The sequence below is a fragment of the Pseudomonas sp. YQ_5 genome (genome assembly GCF_043103305.1).
Classification (GTDB): domain Bacteria; phylum Pseudomonadota; class Gammaproteobacteria; order Pseudomonadales; family Pseudomonadaceae; genus Aquipseudomonas; species Aquipseudomonas putida_Y.
Genome location: NZ_JBICJS010000096.1, coordinates 66,779 through 88,333 on the forward strand (window position 1 = coordinate 66,779; position 21,555 = coordinate 88,333).

Annotated in this window: 24 protein-coding genes and 2 pseudogenes; 9 read left to right on the plus strand and 17 right to left on the minus strand. The window is 62.7% G+C overall.

Annotated features, from left to right (window positions below):
• Nucleotides 1-2: 2 nt before the first annotated feature.
• The 3 genes from ACF8EA_RS22025 to ribBA form a co-directional block, all read right to left on the minus strand.
• Nucleotides 3-920, minus strand: a complete 918-nt coding sequence (locus ACF8EA_RS22025; protein ID WP_021784243.1) for an ABC transporter permease — start codon at nt 918-920, stop codon at nt 3-5.
• Nucleotides 917-1,942 (minus strand): ABC transporter substrate-binding protein, encoded by a 1,026-nt coding sequence (locus tag ACF8EA_RS22030; protein WP_021784242.1) that lies wholly within the window; start codon nt 1,940-1,942, stop codon nt 917-919. Before ACF8EA_RS22030 ends, ACF8EA_RS22025 begins: the two co-directional genes overlap by 4 nt.
• 330 nt (nt 1,943-2,272) lie before the next feature.
• Nucleotides 2,273-3,394, minus strand: coding sequence for a bifunctional 3,4-dihydroxy-2-butanone-4-phosphate synthase/GTP cyclohydrolase II (gene ribBA / locus ACF8EA_RS22035; protein ID WP_012051917.1), 1,122 nt, complete (start codon nt 3,392-3,394; stop codon nt 2,273-2,275).
• A 78-nt stretch (nt 3,395-3,472) separates the two neighbouring features.
• On the opposite strand from ribBA, the gene ACF8EA_RS22040 reads away from it, so the two are divergent.
• Entirely contained in the window at nt 3,473-3,766 is a 294-nt protein-coding gene (locus tag ACF8EA_RS22040; protein WP_003256229.1) for a DUF1330 domain-containing protein, read from the plus strand.
• A gap of 109 nt (nt 3,767-3,875) precedes the next feature.
• Here ACF8EA_RS22040 and ACF8EA_RS22045 read toward each other — a convergent pair whose 3' ends face one another.
• Nucleotides 3,876-4,895 carry an alpha/beta hydrolase gene (locus ACF8EA_RS22045; RefSeq protein ID WP_103444207.1) on the minus strand — a complete coding sequence of 340 codons (1,020 nt, stop codon included), beginning with the start codon at nt 4,893-4,895 and terminating at the stop codon, nt 3,876-3,878.
• 146 nt (nt 4,896-5,041) lie between these two features.
• Here ACF8EA_RS22045 and ACF8EA_RS22050 point away from each other — a divergent pair, with 146 nt between their 5' ends.
• The 6 genes from ACF8EA_RS22050 to ACF8EA_RS22075 all read left to right on the plus strand — a co-directional run bounded on the left by ACF8EA_RS22050 (nt 5,042) and on the right by ACF8EA_RS22075 (nt 9,114).
• A complete protein-coding gene (locus tag ACF8EA_RS22050; RefSeq protein ID WP_028697654.1) occupies nt 5,042-5,926 on the plus strand; it encodes a LysR family transcriptional regulator in 885 nt (294 codons plus the stop codon).
• A 26-nt stretch (nt 5,927-5,952) separates the two neighbouring features.
• Nucleotides 5,953-6,354 (plus strand): hypothetical protein, encoded by a 402-nt coding sequence (locus ACF8EA_RS22055; protein ID WP_392523211.1) that lies wholly within the window; start codon nt 5,953-5,955, stop codon nt 6,352-6,354.
• Between the two features lie 134 nt (nt 6,355-6,488).
• Nucleotides 6,489-6,710: an MbtH family protein gene (locus ACF8EA_RS22060; protein ID WP_003256222.1), complete on the plus strand. Its 222-nt coding sequence runs from the start codon at nt 6,489-6,491 to the stop codon at nt 6,708-6,710.
• Nucleotides 6,707-7,426: a thioesterase II family protein gene (locus ACF8EA_RS22065; protein WP_392523212.1), complete on the plus strand. Its 720-nt coding sequence runs from the start codon at nt 6,707-6,709 to the stop codon at nt 7,424-7,426. The genes ACF8EA_RS22060 and ACF8EA_RS22065 overlap by 4 nt, the downstream gene beginning before the upstream one ends.
• 57 nt (nt 7,427-7,483) lie before the next feature.
• Nucleotides 7,484-8,035 carry a hydrolase gene (locus tag ACF8EA_RS22070; protein ID WP_392523213.1) on the plus strand — a complete coding sequence of 184 codons (552 nt, stop codon included), beginning with the start codon at nt 7,484-7,486 and terminating at the stop codon, nt 8,033-8,035.
• A 26-nt stretch (nt 8,036-8,061) separates the two neighbouring features.
• Nucleotides 8,062-9,114, plus strand: a complete 1,053-nt coding sequence (locus ACF8EA_RS22075; protein WP_392523214.1) for a DUF1615 domain-containing protein — start codon at nt 8,062-8,064, stop codon at nt 9,112-9,114.
• 173 nt (nt 9,115-9,287) lie between these two features.
• Here ACF8EA_RS22075 and ACF8EA_RS22080 read toward each other — a convergent pair whose 3' ends face one another.
• The 9 genes from ACF8EA_RS22080 to ACF8EA_RS22120 all read right to left on the minus strand — a co-directional run bounded on the left by ACF8EA_RS22080 (nt 9,288) and on the right by ACF8EA_RS22120 (nt 16,833).
• Nucleotides 9,288-10,151, minus strand: coding sequence for a metal ABC transporter substrate-binding protein (locus tag ACF8EA_RS22080; protein WP_392523216.1), 864 nt, complete (start codon nt 10,149-10,151; stop codon nt 9,288-9,290).
• Complete coding sequence (locus ACF8EA_RS22085; protein WP_021784232.1) at nt 10,148-11,047, minus strand: metal ABC transporter permease; 900 nt, start codon at nt 11,045-11,047, stop codon at nt 10,148-10,150. Before ACF8EA_RS22085 ends, ACF8EA_RS22080 begins: the two co-directional genes overlap by 4 nt.
• Nucleotides 11,047-11,793: a metal ABC transporter ATP-binding protein gene (locus ACF8EA_RS22090; protein ID WP_021784231.1), complete on the minus strand. Its 747-nt coding sequence runs from the start codon at nt 11,791-11,793 to the stop codon at nt 11,047-11,049. The genes ACF8EA_RS22085 and ACF8EA_RS22090 overlap by 1 nt, the downstream gene beginning before the upstream one ends.
• Complete coding sequence (locus tag ACF8EA_RS22095) at nt 11,790-12,692, minus strand: metal ABC transporter substrate-binding protein (RefSeq protein WP_021784230.1); 903 nt, start codon at nt 12,690-12,692, stop codon at nt 11,790-11,792. Before ACF8EA_RS22095 ends, ACF8EA_RS22090 begins: the two co-directional genes overlap by 4 nt.
• 16 nt (nt 12,693-12,708) lie before the next feature.
• Complete coding sequence (locus tag ACF8EA_RS22100) at nt 12,709-13,278, minus strand: DUF6162 family protein (RefSeq protein ID WP_392523217.1); 570 nt, start codon at nt 13,276-13,278, stop codon at nt 12,709-12,711.
• Nucleotides 13,275-13,595 (minus strand): hypothetical protein, encoded by a 321-nt coding sequence (locus tag ACF8EA_RS22105; protein ID WP_103444212.1) that lies wholly within the window; start codon nt 13,593-13,595, stop codon nt 13,275-13,277. The genes ACF8EA_RS22100 and ACF8EA_RS22105 overlap by 4 nt, the downstream gene beginning before the upstream one ends.
• Nucleotides 13,592-14,131: a hypothetical protein gene (locus ACF8EA_RS22110; protein WP_021784227.1), complete on the minus strand. Its 540-nt coding sequence runs from the start codon at nt 14,129-14,131 to the stop codon at nt 13,592-13,594. The genes ACF8EA_RS22105 and ACF8EA_RS22110 overlap by 4 nt, the downstream gene beginning before the upstream one ends.
• Nucleotides 14,128-15,321, minus strand: coding sequence for a PepSY-associated TM helix domain-containing protein (locus ACF8EA_RS22115; RefSeq protein WP_392523316.1), 1,194 nt, complete (start codon nt 15,319-15,321; stop codon nt 14,128-14,130). Before ACF8EA_RS22115 ends, ACF8EA_RS22110 begins: the two co-directional genes overlap by 4 nt.
• A gap of 177 nt (nt 15,322-15,498) precedes the next feature.
• Nucleotides 15,499-16,833, minus strand: a complete 1,335-nt coding sequence (locus ACF8EA_RS22120; protein WP_103469800.1) for a lysine N(6)-hydroxylase/L-ornithine N(5)-oxygenase family protein — start codon at nt 16,831-16,833, stop codon at nt 15,499-15,501.
• Between the two features lie 173 nt (nt 16,834-17,006).
• On the opposite strand from ACF8EA_RS22120, the gene ACF8EA_RS22125 reads away from it, so the two are divergent.
• A complete protein-coding gene (locus ACF8EA_RS22125; protein WP_103469799.1) occupies nt 17,007-17,453 on the plus strand; it encodes a hypothetical protein in 447 nt (148 codons plus the stop codon).
• A 165-nt stretch (nt 17,454-17,618) separates the two neighbouring features.
• On the opposite strand, the gene pbpG is transcribed toward ACF8EA_RS22125, so the two are convergent.
• The 3 genes and pseudogenes from pbpG to ACF8EA_RS22140 all read right to left on the minus strand — a co-directional run.
• Entirely contained in the window at nt 17,619-18,545 is a 927-nt protein-coding gene (gene pbpG / locus ACF8EA_RS22130; protein WP_021784223.1) for a D-alanyl-D-alanine endopeptidase, read from the minus strand.
• A gap of 131 nt (nt 18,546-18,676) precedes the next feature.
• Nucleotides 18,677-18,823, minus strand: a pseudogene (locus tag ACF8EA_RS22135) (integrase); the annotation flags it as partial.
• 105 nt (nt 18,824-18,928) lie between these two features.
• A pseudogene (locus ACF8EA_RS22140) lies at nt 18,929-19,054 on the minus strand (IS256 family transposase); the annotation flags it as partial.
• 581 nt (nt 19,055-19,635) lie between these two features.
• Between ACF8EA_RS22140 and ACF8EA_RS22145 the strand changes: the two are divergent.
• Nucleotides 19,636-20,115, plus strand: a complete 480-nt coding sequence (locus ACF8EA_RS22145) for a carboxymuconolactone decarboxylase family protein (RefSeq protein WP_021784220.1) — start codon at nt 19,636-19,638, stop codon at nt 20,113-20,115.
• On the opposite strand, the gene ACF8EA_RS22150 is transcribed toward ACF8EA_RS22145, so the two are convergent.
• Entirely contained in the window at nt 20,108-21,541 is a 1,434-nt protein-coding gene (locus tag ACF8EA_RS22150; protein ID WP_367250743.1) for a PLP-dependent aminotransferase family protein, read from the minus strand. The two genes, ACF8EA_RS22145 and ACF8EA_RS22150, sit on opposite strands and share 8 nt — an antisense overlap.
• Nucleotides 21,542-21,555: the final 14 nt, after the last annotated feature.

Genomic DNA, 21,555 nt, shown 5'->3' on the forward strand with positions numbered 1-21,555 from the left:
GTTTACCTCGCGTTGCCAACCGGGGATTCCGGCTGCAGCTTCAGGTACAGGTAGAAGAGCACCAGGGTGATCGCTACCAGGAGTGCGGCGGCGGCGCTGGCCAGGCCCCAGTTGAGGAACGACTGCACCTGCTGGATGATGAATTCGGGCAGCATCATGTTCTGCGCACCCCCCAGCAGCGCCGGGGTGACGTAGTAACCGAGCGACATCACGAACACCATCAGTGCCCCGGAGAACAGCCCCGACCGGCACAGCGGCAGAAACACCTTCCAGAAGTTGGTCCACGGGCTGGCGCCACAGATCGAACCTGCCTGCAGCACCATCGGGTCGATGGCGTGCATGGTCGCCTGCAGTGGCAGCACGATGAACGGGATCATGATGTAGCTCATGCCGATCACCACGCCGGTGAGGTTGTGCACCATTTCCAGCGGGGCATCGATGATGCCCATGGCCATCAACGCCTTGTTGATCACCCCCGAGCCTTGCAGCAGCACCAGCCACGAGTAGGTGCGCGCCAGCAGGCTGGTCCACATCGACAACAGCACGATGTTCAGCAGCCAGCGGCCCCAGCCCTTGGGCACCAGGGTGATCGCCCAGGCCAGCGGGAAGCCCAGCAGCACGCTGATCAGGGTAACCACGCCGGCCACCGAAAAGGTGTTGAACAGCACGCGCGCGTAGGCCGAGTTGGCAAACAGCTGCTCGTAATTACCCAGCCCCGGGGTGGGTTCCAGCACCCCGCGCAGCAACAGGCCGATCAGTGGCGCGAAGAAGAACACGCCAAGGAACAGCAGGGCGGGCAGCAGGTTGCGGCTGCCTTTCCAGCGCTGGCTCAGGCTTGCGCGGCGCGGGACGGTGCCTGGGGCGCCGGCACCCGTGGGGGCACCTTGCGCATTGTGCAGGGCGTTGATGGCGACTTTCATTTGACCAACCACTCATTCCAGCGGGCCGCGATGGCTTGACCGTTTTTGGCCCAGTAGGCGAAGTCGAGGGTGACCTGGTCCTGGGCGTAGGCAGTTGGCAGGTTTGGCGCGAGGTCTTTGTCCAGTTTGGCCACGCTGTCGACGTTGACCGGCGCGTAGGCGGTCTTGTTGGCGAATTCGGCCTGGCCTTCGGCGCTGCTGGCGTTGGCCAGGAATTTCATGGCCGCGTCCTTGTTCTTGGCGCCTTTGGGGATGACCAGGAAGTCGGCCATGACCAGGTTCTGCTTCCAGCTCACGCCCACCGGTGCACCGTCTTGCTGCAGGGCGTAGACGCGGCCATTCCAGAACTGGCCGAGCGAAGCTTCACCTGAGGCCAGCAACTGCTGCGACTGGGCGCCACCGCCCCACCAGACGATATCTTTCTTGATGGTGTCGAGCTTCTTGAAGGCGCGGTCCAGGTCCAGCGGGTACAGCTTGTCGGGGGCTACGCCGTCGGCCAGCAGGGCCAGTTCCAGCACGCCTGGGCTGGGCCATTTGTACAGGGCTCGCTTGCCGGGGTAGGTCTTGGTGTCGAACAGCGCGGTCCAGTCCACCGGCTTGTTGGCGCCGAGCTTGCCTTCGTTGTAGCCGAGCACGAAGGAGAAGAAGAATGAGCCGACGCCATGATCGGAGACGAAGCGTGGGTCGATCTTGTCGCGCTTGATCTGGGTGAAGTCGAGGGGTTCGAGCAGGCCTTCGCTGGCGGCACGCAGGGCAAAGTCGGCTTCGACGTCGACCACGTCCCACTGCACGTTACCGCTCTCGACCATGGCTTTGAGCTTGCCGTAGTCGGTGGGGCCGTCTTGCACGACCTTGATGTTCGTGGCTTTGGTAAACGGTACAGCCCACGCTTCTTTCTGGGCGTCCTGGGTCGTACCGCCCCAGCTGACGAAGTTGAGGCTGTCGGCGGCCTGGGCGGCCTGACATGCCAGGGTCAGCAGGCTGGCAGACAGCACTGCGGTTACACGTTTGCTTAACAGCATGGTTACGCCCTCGTTGCTTTTGTTATTCGAGGCGGGGCTTTTGGTGCGCCCGCCAATAGTGTTCGGGGAGCAGCTAAAACAAAGTGTTCTGGTGGCCGTTTTTAATTGTAGATTCCGACCTGCAGACTCAAGGTCTACGGGATATCATATTATGGTATTCCAAGATTTTGGCAAGAGGTATGGGGCGACCGGCCATCACTCCGCCCTGTCAAAAGCACCAAGGGCCCTGTAGGAGCGGGTTTACCCGCGAATGCGTCGGTGGTGTCACCCTCGCATTCGCGGGTAAGCCCGCTCCTACAGGGCCCCGCTAAATCAATTGCTTGTGTGTTCTCAGCCATCCATCCCCGGGTCGAACGGGATGCTCTGCACCACCTCCAGCTCATAGCCCGCTAGCCCCGCGTATTTCAGCGGTGGCCCCAGGTGACGCAGCTTGCCCACGCCAAGGTCCTGCAGAATCTGCGCCCCGGTACCCACTTCGGAATACACCTTGGACTGGCCACGTTGATAGGGCCGCACAGGGTGGGTCAGTTGTGGCACGCGCTCAAGCAAGGCCTGGGAGGATTCGTGGTTGGCCAGGATCACCACCACGCCAGTACCTTCCTCAGCCACCTTCTGCAGCGCTGCCCACAACGTCCAGTTGGCGGGGCCTGCGTATTCGGCACCGACCAGGTCGCGCAGCGGGTCAATCACATGCACCCGCACCAGGGTTGGCTGTTCGCGGCGAATGTCGCCCATGACCATGGCCATGTGCACGCCACCTTCGATGCGGTCTTCATAGGTGACCAGGCGGAAGGTGCCATGCACGGTCGGAAGCTCGCGCTCGCCGATGCGTTTAATGGTCTGCTCGGTGCTCAGACGGTAGTGGATCAGGTCGGCGATGGTGCCGATCTTGATGCCATGCCGGGCGGCGAACACCTCCAGATCGGGGCGGCGGGCCATGGTGCCGTCGTCGTTCAGCACTTCAACGATGACCGAGGCCGGGCTGAAACCGGCCAGTCGTGCAAGGTCGCAGCCGGCTTCGGTGTGGCCGGCACGCGTCAGCACGCCGCCTTCGCGGGCGCGCAGGGGGAAGATGTGGCCAGGTTGTACCAGGTCTTCGGGGCGAGCGTTGGGGGCCATGGCCGCTGCCACGGTGCGAGCCCGGTCAGCGGCGGAAATGCCGGTGGTGACCCCGGTGGCCGCCTCGATCGACACGGTGAACGCGGTGCTGAACACGCTACCGTTGGCCGGAACCATCTGCTCCAGGCCCAGGCGCTGGCAGTGATCGTCGGTCAAGGTCAGGCAGATCAGCCCGCGCGCCTCGCGGGCCATGAAGTTGATGGCCTGGGCGTCGCAACGCTCGGCGGCGATCAGCAGGTCGCCTTCGTTTTCCCGGTCCTCGTCATCCACCAGCAGGACCATCTTGCCTTGCCGGTAGTCCTCGAGAAGTTCCTCGATGGTGTTGAAAGCCATGGTGCACGCTCACTGTGGTGGGGTGAATTTTATGGTATACCATAATACACAAATATCGCCGTAACAGGAGAGCAGCACATGAAGGCCTACTGGATCGCCCATGTGGACGTGACCGACCCCGAGCAATACCAGCAGTACACCCAGCGCGCCCCGGCTGCCTTCAAGGCATTCGGCGGTCGCTTCCTGGCCCGTGGCGGGCGCAGCGAGGCGATGGAAGGGAGGGCTACGCCTCAGCGTAGCGTGGTGATCGAGTTCGATTCGTACGCGCAGGCCGTCGCCTGTTACCGCTCCGCGCTGTACCAAGAGGCATGCAGCCATCGCCAAGGGGTGGCGAAGGCTGAGGTGATCATTGTGGAAGGGTTTGAGCCCTGAACAGGATTTGCCGGCCCTTTCGCACCGATGGCAGATTCATTGAAGCCTGCGGGCCGTTTCCGCAAATAGAAGCAAAAGACCCGCCCAGGCGGGTCTTTTGCTCATCGCCTCACTGCAGATGCACTTTAAGTTCGTTGCCCGCCTGCCGCAGCGCCGCCTTTACTGCCGGCACTTGGCTCAACGGGTTGAGCAGCCCATAGTCATGAATCATTCCGTTGTAGCGCACCGAGGTTACTGTCACGCCCGCCGCATTCAACTTGCGGGCATACGCCTCACCTTCATCCCGAAGCACATCGAACTCAGCCGTTTGCACCAGGGCCGGTGGCAAGCCCTTCAGCTGTTCGGCGGACGCCCGCAGCGGCGAGGCGTAAATCTGCGCCCGTGCCTTTGCATCAAGGGTGTAGTTGTTCCAGAACCACTTCATCATCCCGGTGGTCAGGAAGTGTCCTTCGGCAAACTGCTTGTACGACGCTGTCTCGAAGCTGGCATCGGTCACCGGCCACAGCAGCAACTGAAAGCGCAGGGCAGGGGTGCCGGCTTCTTTGGCCTTGAGTGCAACCACCGCCGCCATGTTGCCGCCGACGCTGTTGCCGGCTACAGCCAGGCGCTTGCCATCCACGCCGATCTCCTTGCCATGCTCGGCCACCCAGCGGGTCGCGGCGTACGCCTGGTTGATCGCCGTCGGGTAGTGCGCTTCTGGTGACGGGGTGTAGTCCACATAGACCGCCACTGCACCCGAGCCGACCACCAGGTCGCGGATCAGTCGCTGGTGGGTCGGGAAGTCGCCCAGCACCCAACCGCCGCCGTGGAAGAACATGAACACCGGCAGATCACCTTTGACATTGGTCGGGCGTACCACTTGCAGCTTGATCGACTGGCCGTTGGCCTCAATGGTGCGTTCCTTCACTTCGATGCCTGAGAGGTCGACCTTGACCGAGGCCTGGGCGCCGGTCAGTACTGCGCGGGCGTCGTTCGGGGTGAGCTGTTCCAGCGGCTTGCCACCCCCTTTCTCCAGGGCTTCGAGGAAGGCCTGGGTGTGTTGTTCGACACCTGGGCTGCCTGCGGCGAAGGCACTGGAAACGGACAGGGCCAGGAGGGAAGTGGTGAGGGCTTTGTGGACAATGTTCATGAGCGAATCCTTTTCTGTACAAGTGTTGGTAGTGGGCGTCTTGCCTGGCCTGTGGGGCCATCGCTGCGACTTGTGCGTAGATTAGGCAGATGCACTCGTGGGAAAAAGCCGCTATAAAGTGTTTGACTGTCAGCAAGAGCGAGACAATGAACCCTTACGAAGACATGCGGATCTTTGCCCAGGTGATGGAGGCCGGCAGTTTCACTGCTGCCGCCGACCGTCTGGGCATGTCCAAGCAATCGGTCAGCCGGCGTCTGATGCAGCTTGAAGAGCGCCTGGGCGTACGTCTGCTCAACCGCTCCACCCGGCGCCTCGATGCCACGCCACTGGGGCAGCACTACTACCAGTCGGCCCTGCGCTTGCTGGGTGAAGTGCAGCAGGTCGAGCACGACATCAGCGGTCAGGCCCAGGTCCTGCGCGGCACCTTGCGCCTCAGCGCGCCACTGTCGTTTGCCATGGCGCACCTGGGCTGCCTGCTGACCGAGTTTCTGCAACTGCACCCCCAGGTCGATGTGGAGGTAGACCTGAGCGACCGCGCCGTGGACCTGATTGGTGAAGGCTATGACCTGGCGCTGCGGATTGGTGCACTGGAGGACTCCAGCCTGATCGCCCGGCGTATCGCCAGTGTCGAGCGCGTCTACTGTGCAAGCCCGGCGTATTTGCAAGCACGGGGAGTGCCGGAAAAACCGGATGAGCTCGCCGCACATGACTGCCTGCCCTATGGGCATTCGCGGCAGGTGCAGTGGCAGTTCCACAAAGGTGGTAAAGCCCAGGCAATTCAGGTGACCGGGCGCATGCGGGCGAACAATGGCGAGTTGCTGCGGGGCGCTGCGATTGCCGGGATGGGGGTTACTTACCTGCCGACCTTTATCGTTGGGCAGGCGTTGGCGGAGGGGCAACTGGTGACGGTTCTGGATGGGTGGCGCCCGCCCGCGCTGCAGCTGTCGGCGGTGTATCCGCAGCACCGGCAGGTGGCGCGGCCGGTGCAGGGTTTTGTCAGCTTCCTGCGTGCGCGGCTGGCGCAGCTCTGACCGTCGGTACAGGCTATGCTTGCCCTATGAGTACCCCTGTCCCTTTACGCCAACCTTGCCCCCCTGGCGCCTGCGACTGCGGCCGCGAACAGCTGGCCGACCATCCGCAGGCGGCCCAGCGTATCCTCCTGCTGACCCGGCAGGAGGAAAAACGCCTGCTCGAACGCCTGGAAAACCTGAGGGATCTGGAAGACCTCCAACGTCTGCAGCAGCGCCTGTACGAAAACCTCGGCATCCGCGTGCACATCACCCCCGGTTACAACGAGGTACGGACCATGCGCGGCATCGTCATCGAACTGGACGACCAGCCCGGGCTGTGCCGCAAGACCCGGCAGTCTATCCCGGCGGCGATCCGGCGTGGGCTGGAGCGTAATCCGCAGGTTGCGTTCCGGTTGCTCGATACGCACGACCTGTTGCGTGATACCTGAGCGTTGATACCGCGACCGGCCGCGCCCGCATGGGAGCGAGTCAATTCCGTTAATTTTTACACCGCTTGCTACGTCTACTTGAAAGCCACCCTGCGCCAGGCGCGCAGCGGCATCATCATTTAAGGAGACAGGCAATGACTTCCGTTTTCGACCGCGACGATATCCAGTTCCAGGTAGTGGTCAACCACGAAGAGCAGTACTCGATCTGGCCCGACTACAAAGCCATCCCCAACGGCTGGCGAGCCGTGGGCAAAAGCGGCCTGAAGAAGGACTGCCTGGCCTACATCGATGAAGTCTGGACCGACATGCGCCCGCTGAGCCTGCGCCAGAAAATGGCCGAAGCTGCCGCCCAGTGACCGTGCTGAACCTGCTGTGCCTGCCGTACTCCGGGGCCAGCGCCATGGTCTACAGCCGCTGGCGGCGCAAGCTGCCGGCCTGGTTGCAGGTGCGCCCGGTAGAGTTGCCCGGGCGGGGTGCGCGCATGGGCGAGTCGCTGCACACCGACATGCAAGGTCTGGCCTGGCAACTGGCCAGCGAGCAGCGGCTGGCGGCAAGTGCTCCTTATGCGCTGCTCGGCCACAGCCTGGGTGCACTGCTGGCCTTCGAGCTGGCCCATGAGCTGCAGGCGTTGGGCTGCCCGGCGCCGCTGGCCTTGTTCGCCTGCGGCACCGCTGCACCTACCCGGCGTGAAGACTACGACGGCAACAAATGGCGCGAGCCCAAGAGCGACGCTGAGCTGATCAGCGAGTTGCGCGAGCTGCAGGGCACGCCTGAGGAAGTGTTGGCCAACGCGGAGCTGATGAGCCTGACCTTGCCGACCTTGCGTGCCGATTTTCTGTTGTGCGGCACTTATACATACCGCCAGCGACCGGCGTTGCAGTGCCCCCTGCATGTGCTGGGTGGCGTGGATGACCGGGCCAGTGATGAGCAACTGCGGGCATGGCGCAATGAAACCCACGGCGCGTTCTCGCTGCAGATGTTCCCAGGTGGCCATTTCTTCATCCATGAGCAGGAAGACCGTGTGCTCGCTGCGCTTACCGCGTCACTGCAGCCGCTTCGGCTGTCCGCCTGATTGACGTCACCGCTTGCCTGGGGGAGGCTAGGGTTTTTCCCAGGCAAGAGGCAGGCAATGCTGATCGATCCACTCAAGGCCACGCTGCTGGTCGTCGACATCCAGGAAAAACTCATCGGTGCCATGAGCGACCCCGAAGGCACTCGGGCGCGGGCCTGCTGGTTGCTGGCGGCGACTGCCGAGCTGGCGCTGCCGACGGTGATTTCCGAGCAGTACCCCAAAGGCCTGGGCCATACCCTGGCCGAACTGCTGGCCGCAGCCCCGACAGCCGACGTGGTGGAGAAAAGTCACTTTTCCTGCGTGGCCGCCGAGTGCCTGCCAGCCAGCCTGATGGCGCGCGATCAAGTGATCGTCTGCGGCATGGAAACCCATGTTTGCGTGCTGCAAACCGTGCTTGGCCTGCTGGCGCTGGGCAAGCAAGTGTTCGTGGTCGAGGATGCCTGCGACAGCCGCACCCCGGCCAGCAAGGCCGCAGGCCTGGCGCGCATGCGTGCCGCCGGCGCGCAGGTGGTGACCCGCGAGATGGTGTTGTTCGAATTGATGGGCAGTGCCGGGCACCCGCAGTTCCGCCACATCAGCAAAACCTATCTGGTCGGTGAACAGCCCTGAACGGCCGGTTACTGGCCATTTCGGTGATGGCCCTGGTGCTGTTGCAAGGCTGTGCCGGGCGCCGCGAAGAAGCGCCCGAAGCGGACCCGGCGAGAGTCCGTGCGCAGCTGTTGCGGCTGTTACCCGCCCAGGTCAAGGACCGCGAGGGTTGGGCCAAGGATATCCAGGCAGCCTTCGAAGCCCAGCGCATAGCGCCCAGTAAAAGCAACCTGTGCGCAGTGCTGGCGGTGACCGAACAGGAGTCGACCTTCACTGCGGACCCGCAGGTGCCCAACCTTGGGCGTATCGCGCGCCAGGAGATCGACCGCCGCGCTGCGCGCCTGCATATTCCCAAACTGCTGGTCGACGGTGCGCTGAAGACGCCGTCGGGCAACGGCAAGAGCTACCAGCAGCGGTTGCAGACGGTGCGCAGCGAAAAGCAGTTGAGTGAACTGTACGACGAAGTCGTTGCACGCCTGCCGCTGGGCAAGACCTTGCTGGACGGGCTGAATCCGGTGCACACCGGCGGGCCGATGCAGGTCAGCATCGACTTCGCCGAAAAGCATGCAAGGGATTACCCCTACAGCCATGAAGGCACGATTCGCCAGGAAGTGTTCAGCCGGCGCGGCGGCATGTACTTCGGTATTGCCCACCTGTTGGGCTACCCGGCCAACTACGAGCGCCAGCTTTACCGTTTCGCCGATTTCAACGCAGGCTGGTACGCCAGCCGCAACGCGGCGTTCCAGGCGGCATTGAGCAAGGCGACCGGCGTGCCGCTTGCCCTGGACGGCGACCTGATTGCACCGGGGGCGATCATGCCAGGCACCACCGAGCAGGCCGCGAGAAAGTTGGGGGTGAAGCTGGGGCTGCGTAACCCGCAGATCCGAAGCCAGTTGGAGGAGGGTGACAGCCTGGCGTTCGAAGACAGCAAGCTGTACAGCGGGGTGTTTGCCCTGGCGGATGCCAAAGCCGGCAAACCGGTGCCCCGCGCAGTGCTACCGGGCATCGAGCTGAAGAGCCCGAAGATTACCCGCAAGCTGACCACGGCATGGTTTGCCGGGCGGGTGGATGAGCGTTATCAGCGGTGCATGAAGCGTTAGTCATGTGTTGCCTCTGCCGGCCTCTTCGCGGGTAAACCCGCTCCCACAGGGTTAGCACTGACCATGAGGTCAGTGCAGTACCTCAAGGCCTTTGCAGGGATACCATTGGCTCGGAAGGCAGTGAGGTCCCTGTGGGAGCGGGTTTACCCGCGAAGAGGCCGGCGCAGGCACCATCAGCTTTCGCCCAATGCCCCCACCACCTGGTCGACACTGGCCTTCAACCCTGCAAACGCATCGTCAGGGTCACTCTCCACCACCACCAGCTTGGCTCCGGCTGCCTTGATCACTTCGGCCACCGCCGCGTCCGGCTGGCGGTGGTCCAGCACCAACGCGACATCCTGCGCTTTAAGATTTTCCTCCAACGCCTTGAGCGCGGCAGCATCCCACTCGGCCGGCAGCGGCTGCTCCACCACGTCCAGATTCAACCCGCTGGCGAGGTAACCCAGCCGGTCGGACAGGCTCACCACAGTCAGGTTGTCGACCTTGGCCAGGCGTGTCTGGCTGCTGGCCGAAAGCTCCAGCAACTGGCGTTTGAGGCCCGCCAGGTTGCCCTGGATCTTCGCTTTGTCACTTGGGGCCAGGCGCTCCAGATCGTTGGCCACCACATCGGCCATACGCCCCAGGTTGGTCGGGTTGAGCCAGGGGTAGGCGCCATAGGCGTCATCACCCGAGACCGCAATCCCTGGCAGCGCACCGTCCACCGGCCGTGCGGCATCGATCTCGACAATGCGGATATTGCTGCGCCGGGCCATCGGGTACAGCGGGTCGTCACGCCAGATAGAGCGCACGCCGATCACTGCATCTGCCTGCTGGGCGGCCTTTTGCAGGCCAGCGCCACCGCGCCCGCTGAAATACGACGGTTGGCGGCTGGCAGGCAGGTTGGCCGGTGCTGCCCGCTGGAGCTGCACTGCAGTGCCGTCGAGCAGGGCGCTGGCCAGGCTGTGGGTGACGGGCAGGGTGGTCAGCACTTGTGTGGCAAAAGACAGCGACGGCAGGCCGGCCAGGGCCAGCGCCAGGGTCAGGTGTTTGAAGTTCATGCCGGGTTTCCTTGCAGGCGGGGAACGAGGGCGCGGGCCAGGGCGGCCAGGGCAAAGCAGATGCCGGCGACCAGGATGATCGCGGCCCCTGAGGGTACTGGCAGGTCGAAAACGATCGGCAGCAGGATGCCGAACAGGGTACTGATGGTGGCAATCAGCACCGACAGGAAGAAAAAGCCCTTGAGCGACTGGCTGACCAGGCGAGCGGCGGCGGCCGGGATGACCAGCAGCGCACCGACCAGGATGGCCCCGATCACCTTTACCGCAGCCACGGTCACCAACGTGACCAGCACCACGAACAGATAGTCCAGGGTCTTTACCGCTACCCCGCGCACAGCCGCCAGCTGCGGGTTGAAACTGGCCAGCATGATGCGGTTGTACAGCGGCAGGGCCAAGGCCAGCACTAGCACCGCGACGATGCCCAGCACAAGCAGGTCCTGGGCGCTAACGGTCAGCACCGAGCCGAACAGTACGTTTTCGAGGATGTGCACGTTGATCTTGCCCGCCAGCATCAGCAGCAGGCTGGCGCCCAGCGCCAGCGACACCGACAGGAACACGCCAATCAGCGTGTCCGGTGACAGCCCGGTGCGGTTGCGCAGGAAGTTGAGCAGGATGCCGAACAGCAGGCAGTAGCCGAAGAGGCTGCCGTAAGGGCCGGTATAGGGCTCACCCAGCAGGATACCGATGGCCACGCCGGTCAGCGCCGCATGGCCGACCGCTTCGGAGAAGAAGGCAAACCGCTTGACCACCACCAAGGTGCCCAGGCCGCCTAGCACCGGGCCGATCATCAGGCCGGCCAACAGGGCGTTGACCACGAAGCCGTAGGCCAGCGCCTCGGGCAGATAGCCGGCAGTGGCCCAGTCCTGGACCGTTTGGCGAAAGAATTCAAAACTCATCAGGCAAGGCTCTCGCTACGCGGGTGAACGGAGAACAGGCCAAGCAGGCGCTCCGGGGTCAGGGCTTGGGCAGGCGGCGCATCGAACAGCACCTGGCGGTTAAGGCCTGTTACCCGGTCCGCCAGACGCAACACGGCTTCCAGGTCATGCTCGATCCACAGAACGGTAGTGCCGGCCTGGCGCCAGCCCTGCAATAACTGTTCGAACACCTGGATACCGGCTTCATCGAGGGCCGACATCGGCTCGTCCAGCACCAGCAACTGCGGCTCGGGGATCAGGCCTTGGGCCAGCAGCACGCGCTGGCGCTCACCGCCGGACAGTGCACCCATGCGCCGCGTGCGCTTGTCGAGCATGCCAACCTGAACCAAGGCTGCATCAATGGCTGGCTTCACGCGCCGCGACAGGCCGAGGAAGGCCGGGCGGCGCTGGCACATGGCGGCCATGAAGTCGTCCACGGTCATTGGCAGGCCGCGGTCGAACTCCAGTGCTTGCGGCACGTAGCCAATCACTTCGCGCTCACCTGGCCAATGCAGGGTCAGCTGCCCCTGGTGTGGCATCTGCCCGAGCAGGGTCTTGATCAACGAGCTCTTGCCGCCGCCGTTGGGGCCGACGATGGCGTGCACGCTGCCTGCTGCCACGCTGAAACTGACCTGTTCGAGGATGCGTGTGCGGCCCAAGGTCAGGTCGATGCCGGCGAATTCGATGCGCGGCCCGCAGGCGGTCACCAGCTTGGCGGCAGCGGTCATGCGCGGTTCTCCTGAATGGCGCGGACTACCGTGTCGAGGTTGCGCTTCATTTCCACCTCGTACTTGTCCTTGGTGTAATCGCCGTAGGAGATATGCGTCAACGGATACAGGCGCACGCCGGACTCACGCTGAATGGTTTCGACATAGGCCGACGGGAAGTCCATTTCCGAGAAGATCACCCGCACGTCCAGTGCCTTGAGCTGGTCGATGGTCTTTTTCAGCTGTGCCGGGCTGGGCTCGATGCCATGGGCAGGCTCGACGACGGCCGTCACCTCTAGACCGAAGTCGCGCACCAGGTAGTCATAGGCAGCATGGATGGTGGCGACCCGGAACGTTGCGCCAGGGGCTTCGGTGACCTTGGCCAGGGCGTCGGCACGCAGGGCGCGCAGGCGCTTGGCGTAGGCACGGGCGTTTTGCGTGTAAAGCCTGGCGTTGTCCGGGTCGAGTTTGCCCAGTTCACGGGCGATGTTGTTCACCTGGGCGATGGTGGTGCTGATCGACAGGAAGGTGTGCGGGTTGACCACCTTGCCGGCACCGCGCGCGGCAATGCCGGTGGCCGCCAGCAACGGCACGTTCTGATTGGCTTCGATAGTGGCGATGTCGGGTTTTTCGCTGGTGGCGATCATGCGGTCTGCGAAATCGTCATGGCCAACACCGTTGAGCACCACCACGTCCAGGGTGCCGATGCGCTTGATGTCCTCGGCCCGCGGCTCGTAGGCGTGCGGGTTGAAGCCCGCCGGAATCAGGGGAACCACCTCGGCCTTGTCGCCGACAATATTGCTCACGTAGCTGTAGTAGGGGTGCAGGGTGATGCCGATACGCAGCGGCTTGCTGTTATCGGCCAGGGCCAGTGCCGGCAGGGCAAGGGCCAGGAGCAGGGCGAGGGCGGAGCGAAACATGGGCGAGTCCTTGGGTTCAGTGACGGTGTTCGCGGGTGACCCCGGCGTCGTAGTGGCTGACCACTTGTTGCCAGCCAGCGGCGATCAGGGCGGCCTGGCCGAGGTCGTCCGGGATCACGGCGGCGCTGTCGCGGCGTAGCCAGACATCGGCTTGGCCTGAACTGTCGGGTGGCAGGATCAGCAGCAGGCTGCCGGCAATTTCCGGGGCCTGGCTGCGGCCCAGGTAAGTGCCGGGTTCCAGCCATGACCATTGGTGGCCGCCACGGCTCTGGCTGCTGGCGTCGACCACGAACGGCGGCAGGCCTTCTTCGGCCAGGGTTTGTACGCTGGGGGCGACGGCGTTTTCTTCGCGCAGTAGCTGGATCTCGTCGAAGGCCACCCACAGGTCGGTGTACAGGCCTTGCTCGGCGGCGGTGAGGTCGCGGCGGGCGTCGATCTGGTGGCTGGCGATGGCCTGTTCGTCCTCGCGCTCACCGCGCAGCAGGACCACGCTGGCGGCGAGCACCACGATCAGCAAGCTTGCCAGCAGCACGTACAGGGTTTCGTGCCCGGCACCGGCCGGGCGAATGACGTGGGCGCGGCTCATGGCTGGGCGATATCGGCGTAGTCCACTTCCACCACGTGCCCGGGGCCAGCATCGAACAGCACGTAGAATTCGCCGTCCGGGCGTTTGAAGGTCAGCGTCGAGTCGTCGCCAAGCTTGCCGCCGACCAGCACCTGTTCGTCATAACCGATCACGTCCAGGGTCACTCCGGGGGCACCGCTGCCGTCCGAGAAACCGCCGGTGCACTTGACCTGGCCGCTGGCCAGTTCTTCGCATTCGCACATCGGGTTGTGCGCCAGCGCAGGGCCGGCGGCCAGTACCAGGACGGGCAACGCCAGAGTGCGCATCAGGTGATTCATTTGTTTTCTCCTTGTTTCTCGAGCCATGCCACAGTGGCTGGCGATGCCTTGGTCAGGGGGATCGACGCCTGGTGCAGGGTGCCGTCCCAGCCTTCCAGGGTGATCCAGATGTGCGCGTCGGGTTTGGTGCGCGGTGGGATCGGCAACGAGGTACCCATGCTGTACGGTGCACCGAAGAAAAGGGTGCCGGCGGCGCGCAGGCTGCGTGGCTTGCCGATGCGCAGGTAGGCTGCCTTGACGTCCTTTATGCAGGCCTTGCACAGCGATGCATTGAACGATTTGAAGTAGCCGGCCGGGCCGTCGGCGCGTGGCGCCTCGTCACGCAGTTCGGCAAGGTCGAGGCTGTAGGGGCCGACCTGAATGTCACTGATCAGGTTGGCGCCAAGGCCGGCGTCACCGCGAAACAACCTGGCGTCGGCGAAGTACTTGGGCATGAAGCCCAGCGGGATCAGGATCAGCAGGATGTTCAGGTGAAAACGCCACTTCAGCCAAAGCTGCTTCAGCCGGCTGGTGGGCAGGGCCTTGGCCTGGCTCATGTGTGGGCCTCCACGGTGGTTTCACTGCGTAACGCACGCGGTGCGCGCTCGGTGCGCTTGAGGGCTGCGGCGGTGGCCTGGGCGGTGCGTTTGGTCCAGATCAGCAGGCCGCTGAGCACCATCAGGGTGAGGATCAGGCCGAAGAAGAACCACACCAGCTTGATCGGCAAACCGCCAAAGTCGCCGGTGTGCAGCGGGCGCATGGACTCGGTGACGAACTCCAGGGCCGAACGGTCGCTGATCAGGAACTGGCTGTCGACATTGCGTGTGTACGGATTTACCGAAGCACTCTGGAACATCAACGGGTACCAGCCCGGGCCTGACAGCGTGACATGGCTGTAGGCGGTGGCGGGGAGCGAGATGGCGCTCACTTCCAGCCCCGGGATCGCCAGCCCGGCAAGGCGTGCCGCTTCATCCAGATCGATGCGCGAGGCGGGGCTGCCATCTGGCGTTTGTGGCACCTGTTCACGGGCGATCACCGGCACGTTGGGCCGGCTGGAAAGGGTGATGTGGTTGTCGGACAGGATCGCCTGGATCAGGAACCAGGTGCCGGTGACGGAAATGACTGCAATGAACCAGATTGACCACACCCCGGACAGACGGTGCAGGTCACCCCAGAAAATTCGCGAACCATGGCCGGTACGCACGGGTTTGAAAAAGCCTTTCCAGAACTTCTTGTAAACCACCAGGCCGGTGACCAGCGAGGCCAGCATCGGCAGGCCGAGCAGCGAGACCAGGTACCAGCCCCAGCTGAAACCGTTGGTGAACGGCACCAGCCACCAGCCGTGCAGGGCGCGGGTGAAGGCTTCGAAGTTGAAGTCCGGGGTCTTGCCCTGAATGGTTCCGGTGTAGGGGTTTACGTACAGCGTCGGGCTGGTGCCGTCAGGCAGGGTGACATTGGCTTTTACCGAGAAGTGCGAACCATCCGGCTGGCTCAGGCGCTCCACCACCATGTCCGGCTCGGCCTTGTTCAAGGCCTCCAGTACCTGCTGAAAGCTCATGCGCTCGGTGTCCGCGTCTGGCTTGTTGGCGCGCACAGCCGGATCGGCGAGCCAGACGATTTCCTGGCTGACCACGGCGAGCATGCCGGTGAAGCAGACGATCAGGACAAAGAACCAGATCGGCAAGGCGAGCCAGCTGTGGACCAGGAACCACAGCCTGGATTTGGATTTTTTCGGTGATTGGGCCATCAGACGGTCTTCTGCCATGGGTGGTCGAGCGTGTGCCAACCAAAGAGTGCTGTACTGATAAGGACGAATGAGAATCGAAAACCTGCAGGTTAAAATGAAAGCAAATGTTTCAAAGCACAAACACCGGACTGCGCACGAGGCACCAGTCCGGCCTTGATGGCTGGTTGGAGAGAGGGGTCAGGCGCGGGTCAGTGCCACGGCTGCTTGGGGCTTTTCGTGCAACTGCTCCAGGTCCTGGTACAGCGCTCGGCCAATTTCCGCAGCGCGTGCCGGCAGGACCGAAAGCAGGGTGTCACTCAGGCCGTGGCTGTTTTCGCAGAAGCCCTGCAGGTACACCGAGGCTTGCAGGTCCGGGCTGGCCAGTACGCGGTAGTTGCGGTCGACGCTGAAGTCCTCCAGGTAATCGGCCAGCGGCGCGAGTAATTCGCGGTGCGAGCGGCGCTCGTAACCGGTGGCGAGGATAACGGCATCGTAGCGGTGGGTTTGCTGCTGGCCGGTGGCGAGGTCGCGCAGGGTCAGCTCCAGGCCTTCGCGGGTGGCCACCACCGCTTCCACCTGGCGCCGGCACAGCACGTTGTGGCGGTGCTGATGGGCAACCTTCTGCCGGTAGAGGATGCCGTAGATGCGCTCGATCAGGTTGAGGTCGACCACCGAGTAGTTGGTGTTGTGGTATTCGCCCAGCAGTTTGCTGCGCTGTTCGGCCGGTTCGTTGTAGACCAGGTCGGTATAGTCGGGCGAGAAGATCTCGTTGACGAAGGGGCTGTCGTCGGCGGGCTTGAGGGCCGAGCCGCGCAGAATCATGTCGACCTTGACTGACGGGTAGCTGTCGTTGAGGTCGATGAACGCCTCGGCGGCGCTCTGGCCTGAGCCGATCACGGCAATGCGCATGGGTTTGCCAGCCGTGCACGGCAGTTTGGTCAGGCTGCTCAGGTACTGCGAGTGGTGGAAGACTCGTGGGTCGTCCTTGAAGGCACCGAAGTTTTCCGGGATTTTCGGCGTGCCACCGCTGCCCACCACCACCGAGCGAGTGGGGCGGCTGTATTCGCGGCCTCGTCTGTCACGCGTGATCACGCGCAGGTGTTGGGCCCGGCCTGCATGCACATACGGTTCGATGCGCAACACCTCCTGCCCATACACCGCCTGGGAGGCGAAATGCTCGGCGGCCCAGCGCAGGTAGTCGTTGTACTCCAGGCGGCAGGGGTAAAAGGTGCCGAGGTTGATGAAGTCGGCCAGGCGCTGCTTCTGGTGCAGGTAGTTGACGAAGCTGTAAGGGCTGGTCGGGGTGCGCAGCGACACCAGGTCCTTGAGGAACGAGATCTGCAACTCGCTCTGGGTAGCCAAGGTCTCGCCGTGCCAGTGGTAGTCTTGCTGCTTGTCGATGAACACTGCGTCGAGCGCATGGCCCCGGGATTCGGCGAGTTCTTCCAGGGCGATGGCCAAGGCCAGGTTGGAAGGGCCGAAGCCCACGCCGATCATGTCTTTGATGGTTTCCTGCTGTGAGGACTGGCTCATGGCTGCGATTCCCTGAATGGTCGAATATGACGCCCGCCGGGGCTCCGGCCCCTGCGCAAGTACATGAGTTGGAACGAGCCAACCGGGGGGGAATTTAAGCGGGCTAAAGAACAGCGCGAGGCGGCCGATGTGGTGGTTACGGCAAGGACCAGTCTTTCAGGCAAGGAATCGACATGAGCGGCATCACGGCAAGCAACCTGATGATCAATGGTGTTTCAGCGCAGACGCTGAGCGCGAACGCTGCCACCGAGCGCGAACAGGCGAAACAGGCCGGTGAGGCGGTGGGGCCGGTGAGCGTCAGCAGTGACAGCATGAAGGTGTCGGCGGGTAGCCAGGCGCAATCTGCCGACACTCAAAGCAGTGGCGAGTCGGTGGCGGTGGCCGAGCTGCGTCAACTGATCAAGGATCTGCAGAAGCAACTGGCAGAAGAGCAGAAACAGTTGGCTGCATTGCAGGACAGGAAGATGGACGAGGCTTCCAAGGCGGCAGCGGTTGGTGCCAAGCAGGCGAGCGTTGCCACCCTCAACGGGCAGATCATGGCGGCCACGGCGCAGTTGCTGGAGTTGTTGCAGCAAGAGGGCGGCAGCAGTGCGGGCGGGATGGTCAGCGCTACGGCCTGACAGTGATCTTGCTCAAAATTTGAAAAGCCTGCGCGGTCGCCTGTAGGGGAGGGTTCACCCGCGAAATGGCCGGGACTGGTGGCCAATTTCCACCCGCCGTTCACCGTTGCCGCCGCTACCGTATTCGCGGGTAAACCCGCTCCCACACGTTCCAGGATATGGCGGTTATTCGACCGCCAACCGCCCCTTGTTCTGCCGCTCTGCCTTGTACTGCATGGCCACTGCCGGTGCCGGCTTGGCGGCACCGGTTTCCAGCCATTGACGCATGCGGCTGGCATCGGCGAAGTGGGTGTACTTGCCGAAGGCATCGAGAATGACCATGGCCACCGGGCGGTTGTCCATGCGGGTCAGCAGTACCAGGCAGTGCCCGGCTTCGTTGGTGAAGCCGGTCTTGGTCAGCTTGATATCCCAGTTGCTCTTGTTCACCAGGTGGTCGGTGTTACGGAAGCCCAGGGTGTAGTTGGGCTTGCGGAAGGCCACGGTCTTTTCGCGGGTGGTCGACAGCTCGCTCAGCATCGGGTATTTGCGCGAGGCCATCAGCAGCTTGGCCAGGTCGCGGGCAGTGGAGACGTTCTGCGTCGACAGGCCGGTCGGCTCGACATAGCGGGTGTGGGCCATGCCCAGGCTGCGGGCTTTGGCATTCATTGCCTTGATGAACGCCGGATAGCCGCCGGGATAGGCGTTGGCCAGGCTGTTGGCCGCACGGTTTTCCGACGACATCAAGGTAATCAGCAGGGTTTCGCGGCGGTCCAGCTGGCTACCCAGGCGCACGCGCGAGTACACGCCTTTCATTTCCGGGTTGTTAGCGATGGTCATGGTGAGCATTTCATCCATGGGCAGCTTGGCATCCAGCACCACCATCGCCGTCATCAGTTTGGTGACCGAAGCGATTGGCACTACGCGGTCCGCGTGGCTTGAATACAGCTCCTTGTTGCTGTTCAGGTCGATCAGCAGAGCGCTGCCTGAAGCCAGATGCAGTTTGGACGGGTCTCGTTGAACCTGGGCCGGGGGTTGTGCAGCAGCAGTCGACGGAAGGGTCGCGGTACCTGTGAGCAACAGCAGCAGGCTGAGGATAGACAGGGATGTTTTCACGTTGAGGCTCACTAAAAGTTTGTATGTCGTTGGCTGTGCAAGGGTTTTCCCCCTTAAAACCGATGCATTCTGGAGTATGGCTGATTTGCTGTCGAATGCCTTATGACTAAAGGGCGCAAGGTGAACGATATTTAATCCTGTACCCCTTCTGTACCCATAACGTTCTTTTCCAGTTTCGCCGGTTCCGCCCAATCGTTGGCAGAGTTCAACCACTTGGCGCGGGTCGAGAGAAGCACCTGCATCGAGTGTCCAAGCTGCCCTGCAATGAATGCCGGATTCGTGGTGACGAGCCAGAAGGCTGGAAGGTGAATGGCGACTCCGTCGAGGATCGTGTCCCGGGAAGTGGTGTAACTCATCATGGCTCTGGCCGCTGAGTTCGCCGTTTAGTTGATCACGGCCGACAGCTTGGCCTGTGGATTATCGCTGACTGCCTCAAAGGCCTCCAACTGCATGTAACGCCGTTGCATGCACCATTTGTCGTTCTGCTCCAGCAGCATCGCGCTTACCAGATCGAGCGCCGCCCGCGCGGCGCATCGCGAGCTGGCGCTCGCTCCTACGTTTTTTTCGGGCCAATTGTTCCTGAGGATTTTGCGCGCGAACGCCTTGGCGCATGGCTCGATAGCGCGTCGTACAAACCAGGCGGTCGCGCGCGCCCGCACAGGCGTTACTGGCCCGAAAAAAACGTAGGAGCGAGCGCCAGCTCGCGATGCGCCGCGCGGGCGGCGCTCGGTCTGATAACCACCAAAAACCCCATGACAAACAACTCCAGGCCCCACCGAACCCAACGCCATGATCGTCTGCTTCGAGTCCAGGCTGCGCACCGAACGTTCTCACACAGCCTGGGTCGATAGCCGCAAACCGCACCTGAGCGCATTCGACCCTTCGCAGCCGTTCGAGGTGTCCAGGATACCTGTGGCGATTCAAATCAACGGCCAGGGGCGGCCTCCGAAGTCAGCGCTAATCAGGACGGGACAACTATCCGTCGAGTCAATATGGCCTAGTTCGAAGTCGCAATCTTGGTTCTGTCAGGCAGGGCCATGCATCACTACAGTGGGCACCGACAACACCTTTCCACTGCGAGCAACTACCCATGAAAAGCCGTATCGATTACTTCAAACTGTCCCCCCAGGCGTCCAACAAGTTGGTGGACCTTACCCTGCACCTGAGCAAGAAGCCGCTACTGGCCGAGCTTGCTCACCTCGTCATGCTTCGGGCGTCCCAGCTTAATGGCTGTGCGTTCTGCGTGGACATGCATGTGAAAGAGGCCAAGATTCATGGCGAGCGCGAGTTGCGTCTTCACCACGTTGCCGTCTGGCGTGAGTCGCAGCTGTTCTCGCCTGTCGAGCGCGCCGCGCTGGAGTGGGCCGAAGCTCTGACCCAGTTGCCACCCCATGGCATTCCTGAAAGCTTGTATGCGAAGGTGCGTGAACACTTTTCCGAACAGGACTTGTCGGATTTGACGTTCCTGATCGTCGCGATCAATGGTTGGAATCGCCTGAACGTGGCCTTTCAGGCGATCCCGGGTTCGTCCGATGAGGCATTCGGTTTGACCAAGGCCAACCTCAACTGAGCATCTTGCTGATCAAAGCGCCAAGCTGCTCGCTTTGGGCAGCCGTGGCGCAGTTTGTAAAGCTCAGCAGCAGCCCCGAATGACGTTGAGACGATAAATACCAGCGCGACAATGCCTGTACCGACATGCCCCTTGCCAACAATTGCTCGGCCAGGGCCGTGTCGCTTGTCTCTTCTGGTAGACGCAGCAGCAAATGCATGCCGCCTGGGGAACGATCAACCTGAATGCGCTTCGGCAAACTTCGTTCCAGCGCTTCAATGGTCATCACTCGTCGTTCGTTATAGAGCCGGCGCATGCGCTGGATATGGCGGGTGAAATGACCCTCTGCGATGAACTCCGCCACCAGGGCCTGGGTAATCGATGGTGAACCGGCGGAAAATAACGTCCGACCCACGCGTTCAAACGCCGCTACCTGCGCCTGGGGCACCACCAAGTAAGCCAGGCGGATACCGGGAAACAGCACCTTGCTGAATGTGCCGGCATACAGAACCCTCCCATTGCGATCCAGACTGGCGAGCGCCGGAAGCGGACGACTGACATAGCGATACTCGCTGTCGTAGTCGTCCTCGACAATCCAGGCGCCGGTGCGGGCCGCCCAATCCAGGAGCAGCTGCCGTCGAGGCAGCGACAAGGCCATTGACAGCGGGCTCTGATGCCCCGGTGTAACCGTGGCTACCTGCGCAGGCTTGGACGTAGCGATAGCCTGTTCCACATTCATACCATCACCATCAACCGGGACTGCCTCCAAGTCCATCCCGAACTGGCGAAGTACCTGGCGCGTAATGGGATAACCCGGGTCTTCCACCCACGCGCGCTCGCATGACTGCAACAACGTCTGAGCGACGAAGGACAGGCTGTTTCGCCAACCACTCGTGATAAATACCTGATGGGCACCGCAATCGATACCTCGGGACATCTGCAAATACGAGGCGATGGCGCTGCGCAATGCCGGCAGACCGTGGGGCGCCGGATAATCCAGATCGCCCAGACGCATGCCGCGTAGATATCGAGCACCGAGACGTGCCCATATCTTTCGCGGAAATGCATCCATTGCGGGCACACCCATCTGGAACGGCAAAAGCTGGAGCGGTCGACGTATGGAGTCAGAATCGTCTGTAACCTCCAGCGTAGGGGGCATTGCGCTGACCGACCTTTCAGGCGTGCGCAACTCGGGATTGACCACTGTGCCTCTCTGCCCGAGCGCCAGTAGGTAGCCCTCACTGGTCAGTAAAGAATAGGCAAGTTCGACGGTGCCGCGCGCAACACCTAATTCCTTTGACATGGCACGCGCGGACGGCAAGCGATCACCGGGAGACAGGGTGCCGGCAGCGATAGCGGTCAGCACTCGGTGGTAGAGCTGACGATACAAAGGAGAGCTGGATAGCTCATCCAGAGGCGCGAAAGGAGGCGAAGAAGAATTCGTCATGGCCTAGTTCATAT

Coding starts and splice junctions, on each gene's coding strand:
- ACF8EA_RS22025 (WP_021784243.1), bottom strand. CDS start 920: ATGAAAGTCGCCATCAACGCCCTGCACAATGCGCAAGGTGCCCCCACG.
- ACF8EA_RS22030 (WP_021784242.1), bottom strand. CDS start 1,942: ATGCTGTTAAGCAAACGTGTAACCGCAGTGCTGTCTGCCAGCCTGCTG.
- ribBA (WP_012051917.1), bottom strand. CDS start 3,394: ATGGCTTTCAACACCATCGAGGAACTTCTCGAGGACTACCGGCAAGGC.
- ACF8EA_RS22040 (WP_003256229.1), top strand. CDS start 3,473: ATGAAGGCCTACTGGATCGCCCATGTGGACGTGACCGACCCCGAGCAA.
- ACF8EA_RS22045 (WP_103444207.1), bottom strand. CDS start 4,895: ATGAACATTGTCCACAAAGCCCTCACCACTTCCCTCCTGGCCCTGTCC.
- ACF8EA_RS22050 (WP_028697654.1), top strand. CDS start 5,042: ATGAACCCTTACGAAGACATGCGGATCTTTGCCCAGGTGATGGAGGCC.
- ACF8EA_RS22055 (WP_392523211.1), top strand. CDS start 5,953: ATGAGTACCCCTGTCCCTTTACGCCAACCTTGCCCCCCTGGCGCCTGC.
- ACF8EA_RS22060 (WP_003256222.1), top strand. CDS start 6,489: ATGACTTCCGTTTTCGACCGCGACGATATCCAGTTCCAGGTAGTGGTC.
- ACF8EA_RS22070 (WP_392523213.1), top strand. CDS start 7,484: ATGCTGATCGATCCACTCAAGGCCACGCTGCTGGTCGTCGACATCCAG.
- ACF8EA_RS22075 (WP_392523214.1), top strand. CDS start 8,062: ATGGCCCTGGTGCTGTTGCAAGGCTGTGCCGGGCGCCGCGAAGAAGCG.
- ACF8EA_RS22080 (WP_392523216.1), bottom strand. CDS start 10,151: ATGAACTTCAAACACCTGACCCTGGCGCTGGCCCTGGCCGGCCTGCCG.
- ACF8EA_RS22085 (WP_021784232.1), bottom strand. CDS start 11,047: ATGAGTTTTGAATTCTTTCGCCAAACGGTCCAGGACTGGGCCACTGCC.
- ACF8EA_RS22090 (WP_021784231.1), bottom strand. CDS start 11,793: ATGACCGCTGCCGCCAAGCTGGTGACCGCCTGCGGGCCGCGCATCGAA.
- ACF8EA_RS22095 (WP_021784230.1), bottom strand. CDS start 12,692: ATGTTTCGCTCCGCCCTCGCCCTGCTCCTGGCCCTTGCCCTGCCGGCA.
- ACF8EA_RS22100 (WP_392523217.1), bottom strand. CDS start 13,278: ATGAGCCGCGCCCACGTCATTCGCCCGGCCGGTGCCGGGCACGAAACC.
- ACF8EA_RS22105 (WP_103444212.1), bottom strand. CDS start 13,595: ATGAATCACCTGATGCGCACTCTGGCGTTGCCCGTCCTGGTACTGGCC.
- ACF8EA_RS22110 (WP_021784227.1), bottom strand. CDS start 14,131: ATGAGCCAGGCCAAGGCCCTGCCCACCAGCCGGCTGAAGCAGCTTTGG.
- ACF8EA_RS22115 (WP_392523316.1), bottom strand. CDS start 15,321: ATGGCCCAATCACCGAAAAAATCCAAATCCAGGCTGTGGTTCCTGGTC.
- ACF8EA_RS22120 (WP_103469800.1), bottom strand. CDS start 16,833: ATGAGCCAGTCCTCACAGCAGGAAACCATCAAAGACATGATCGGCGTG.
- ACF8EA_RS22125 (WP_103469799.1), top strand. CDS start 17,007: ATGAGCGGCATCACGGCAAGCAACCTGATGATCAATGGTGTTTCAGCG.
- ACF8EA_RS22145 (WP_021784220.1), top strand. CDS start 19,636: ATGAAAAGCCGTATCGATTACTTCAAACTGTCCCCCCAGGCGTCCAAC.
- ACF8EA_RS22150 (WP_367250743.1), bottom strand. CDS start 21,541: ATGACGAATTCTTCTTCGCCTCCTTTCGCGCCTCTGGATGAGCTATCC.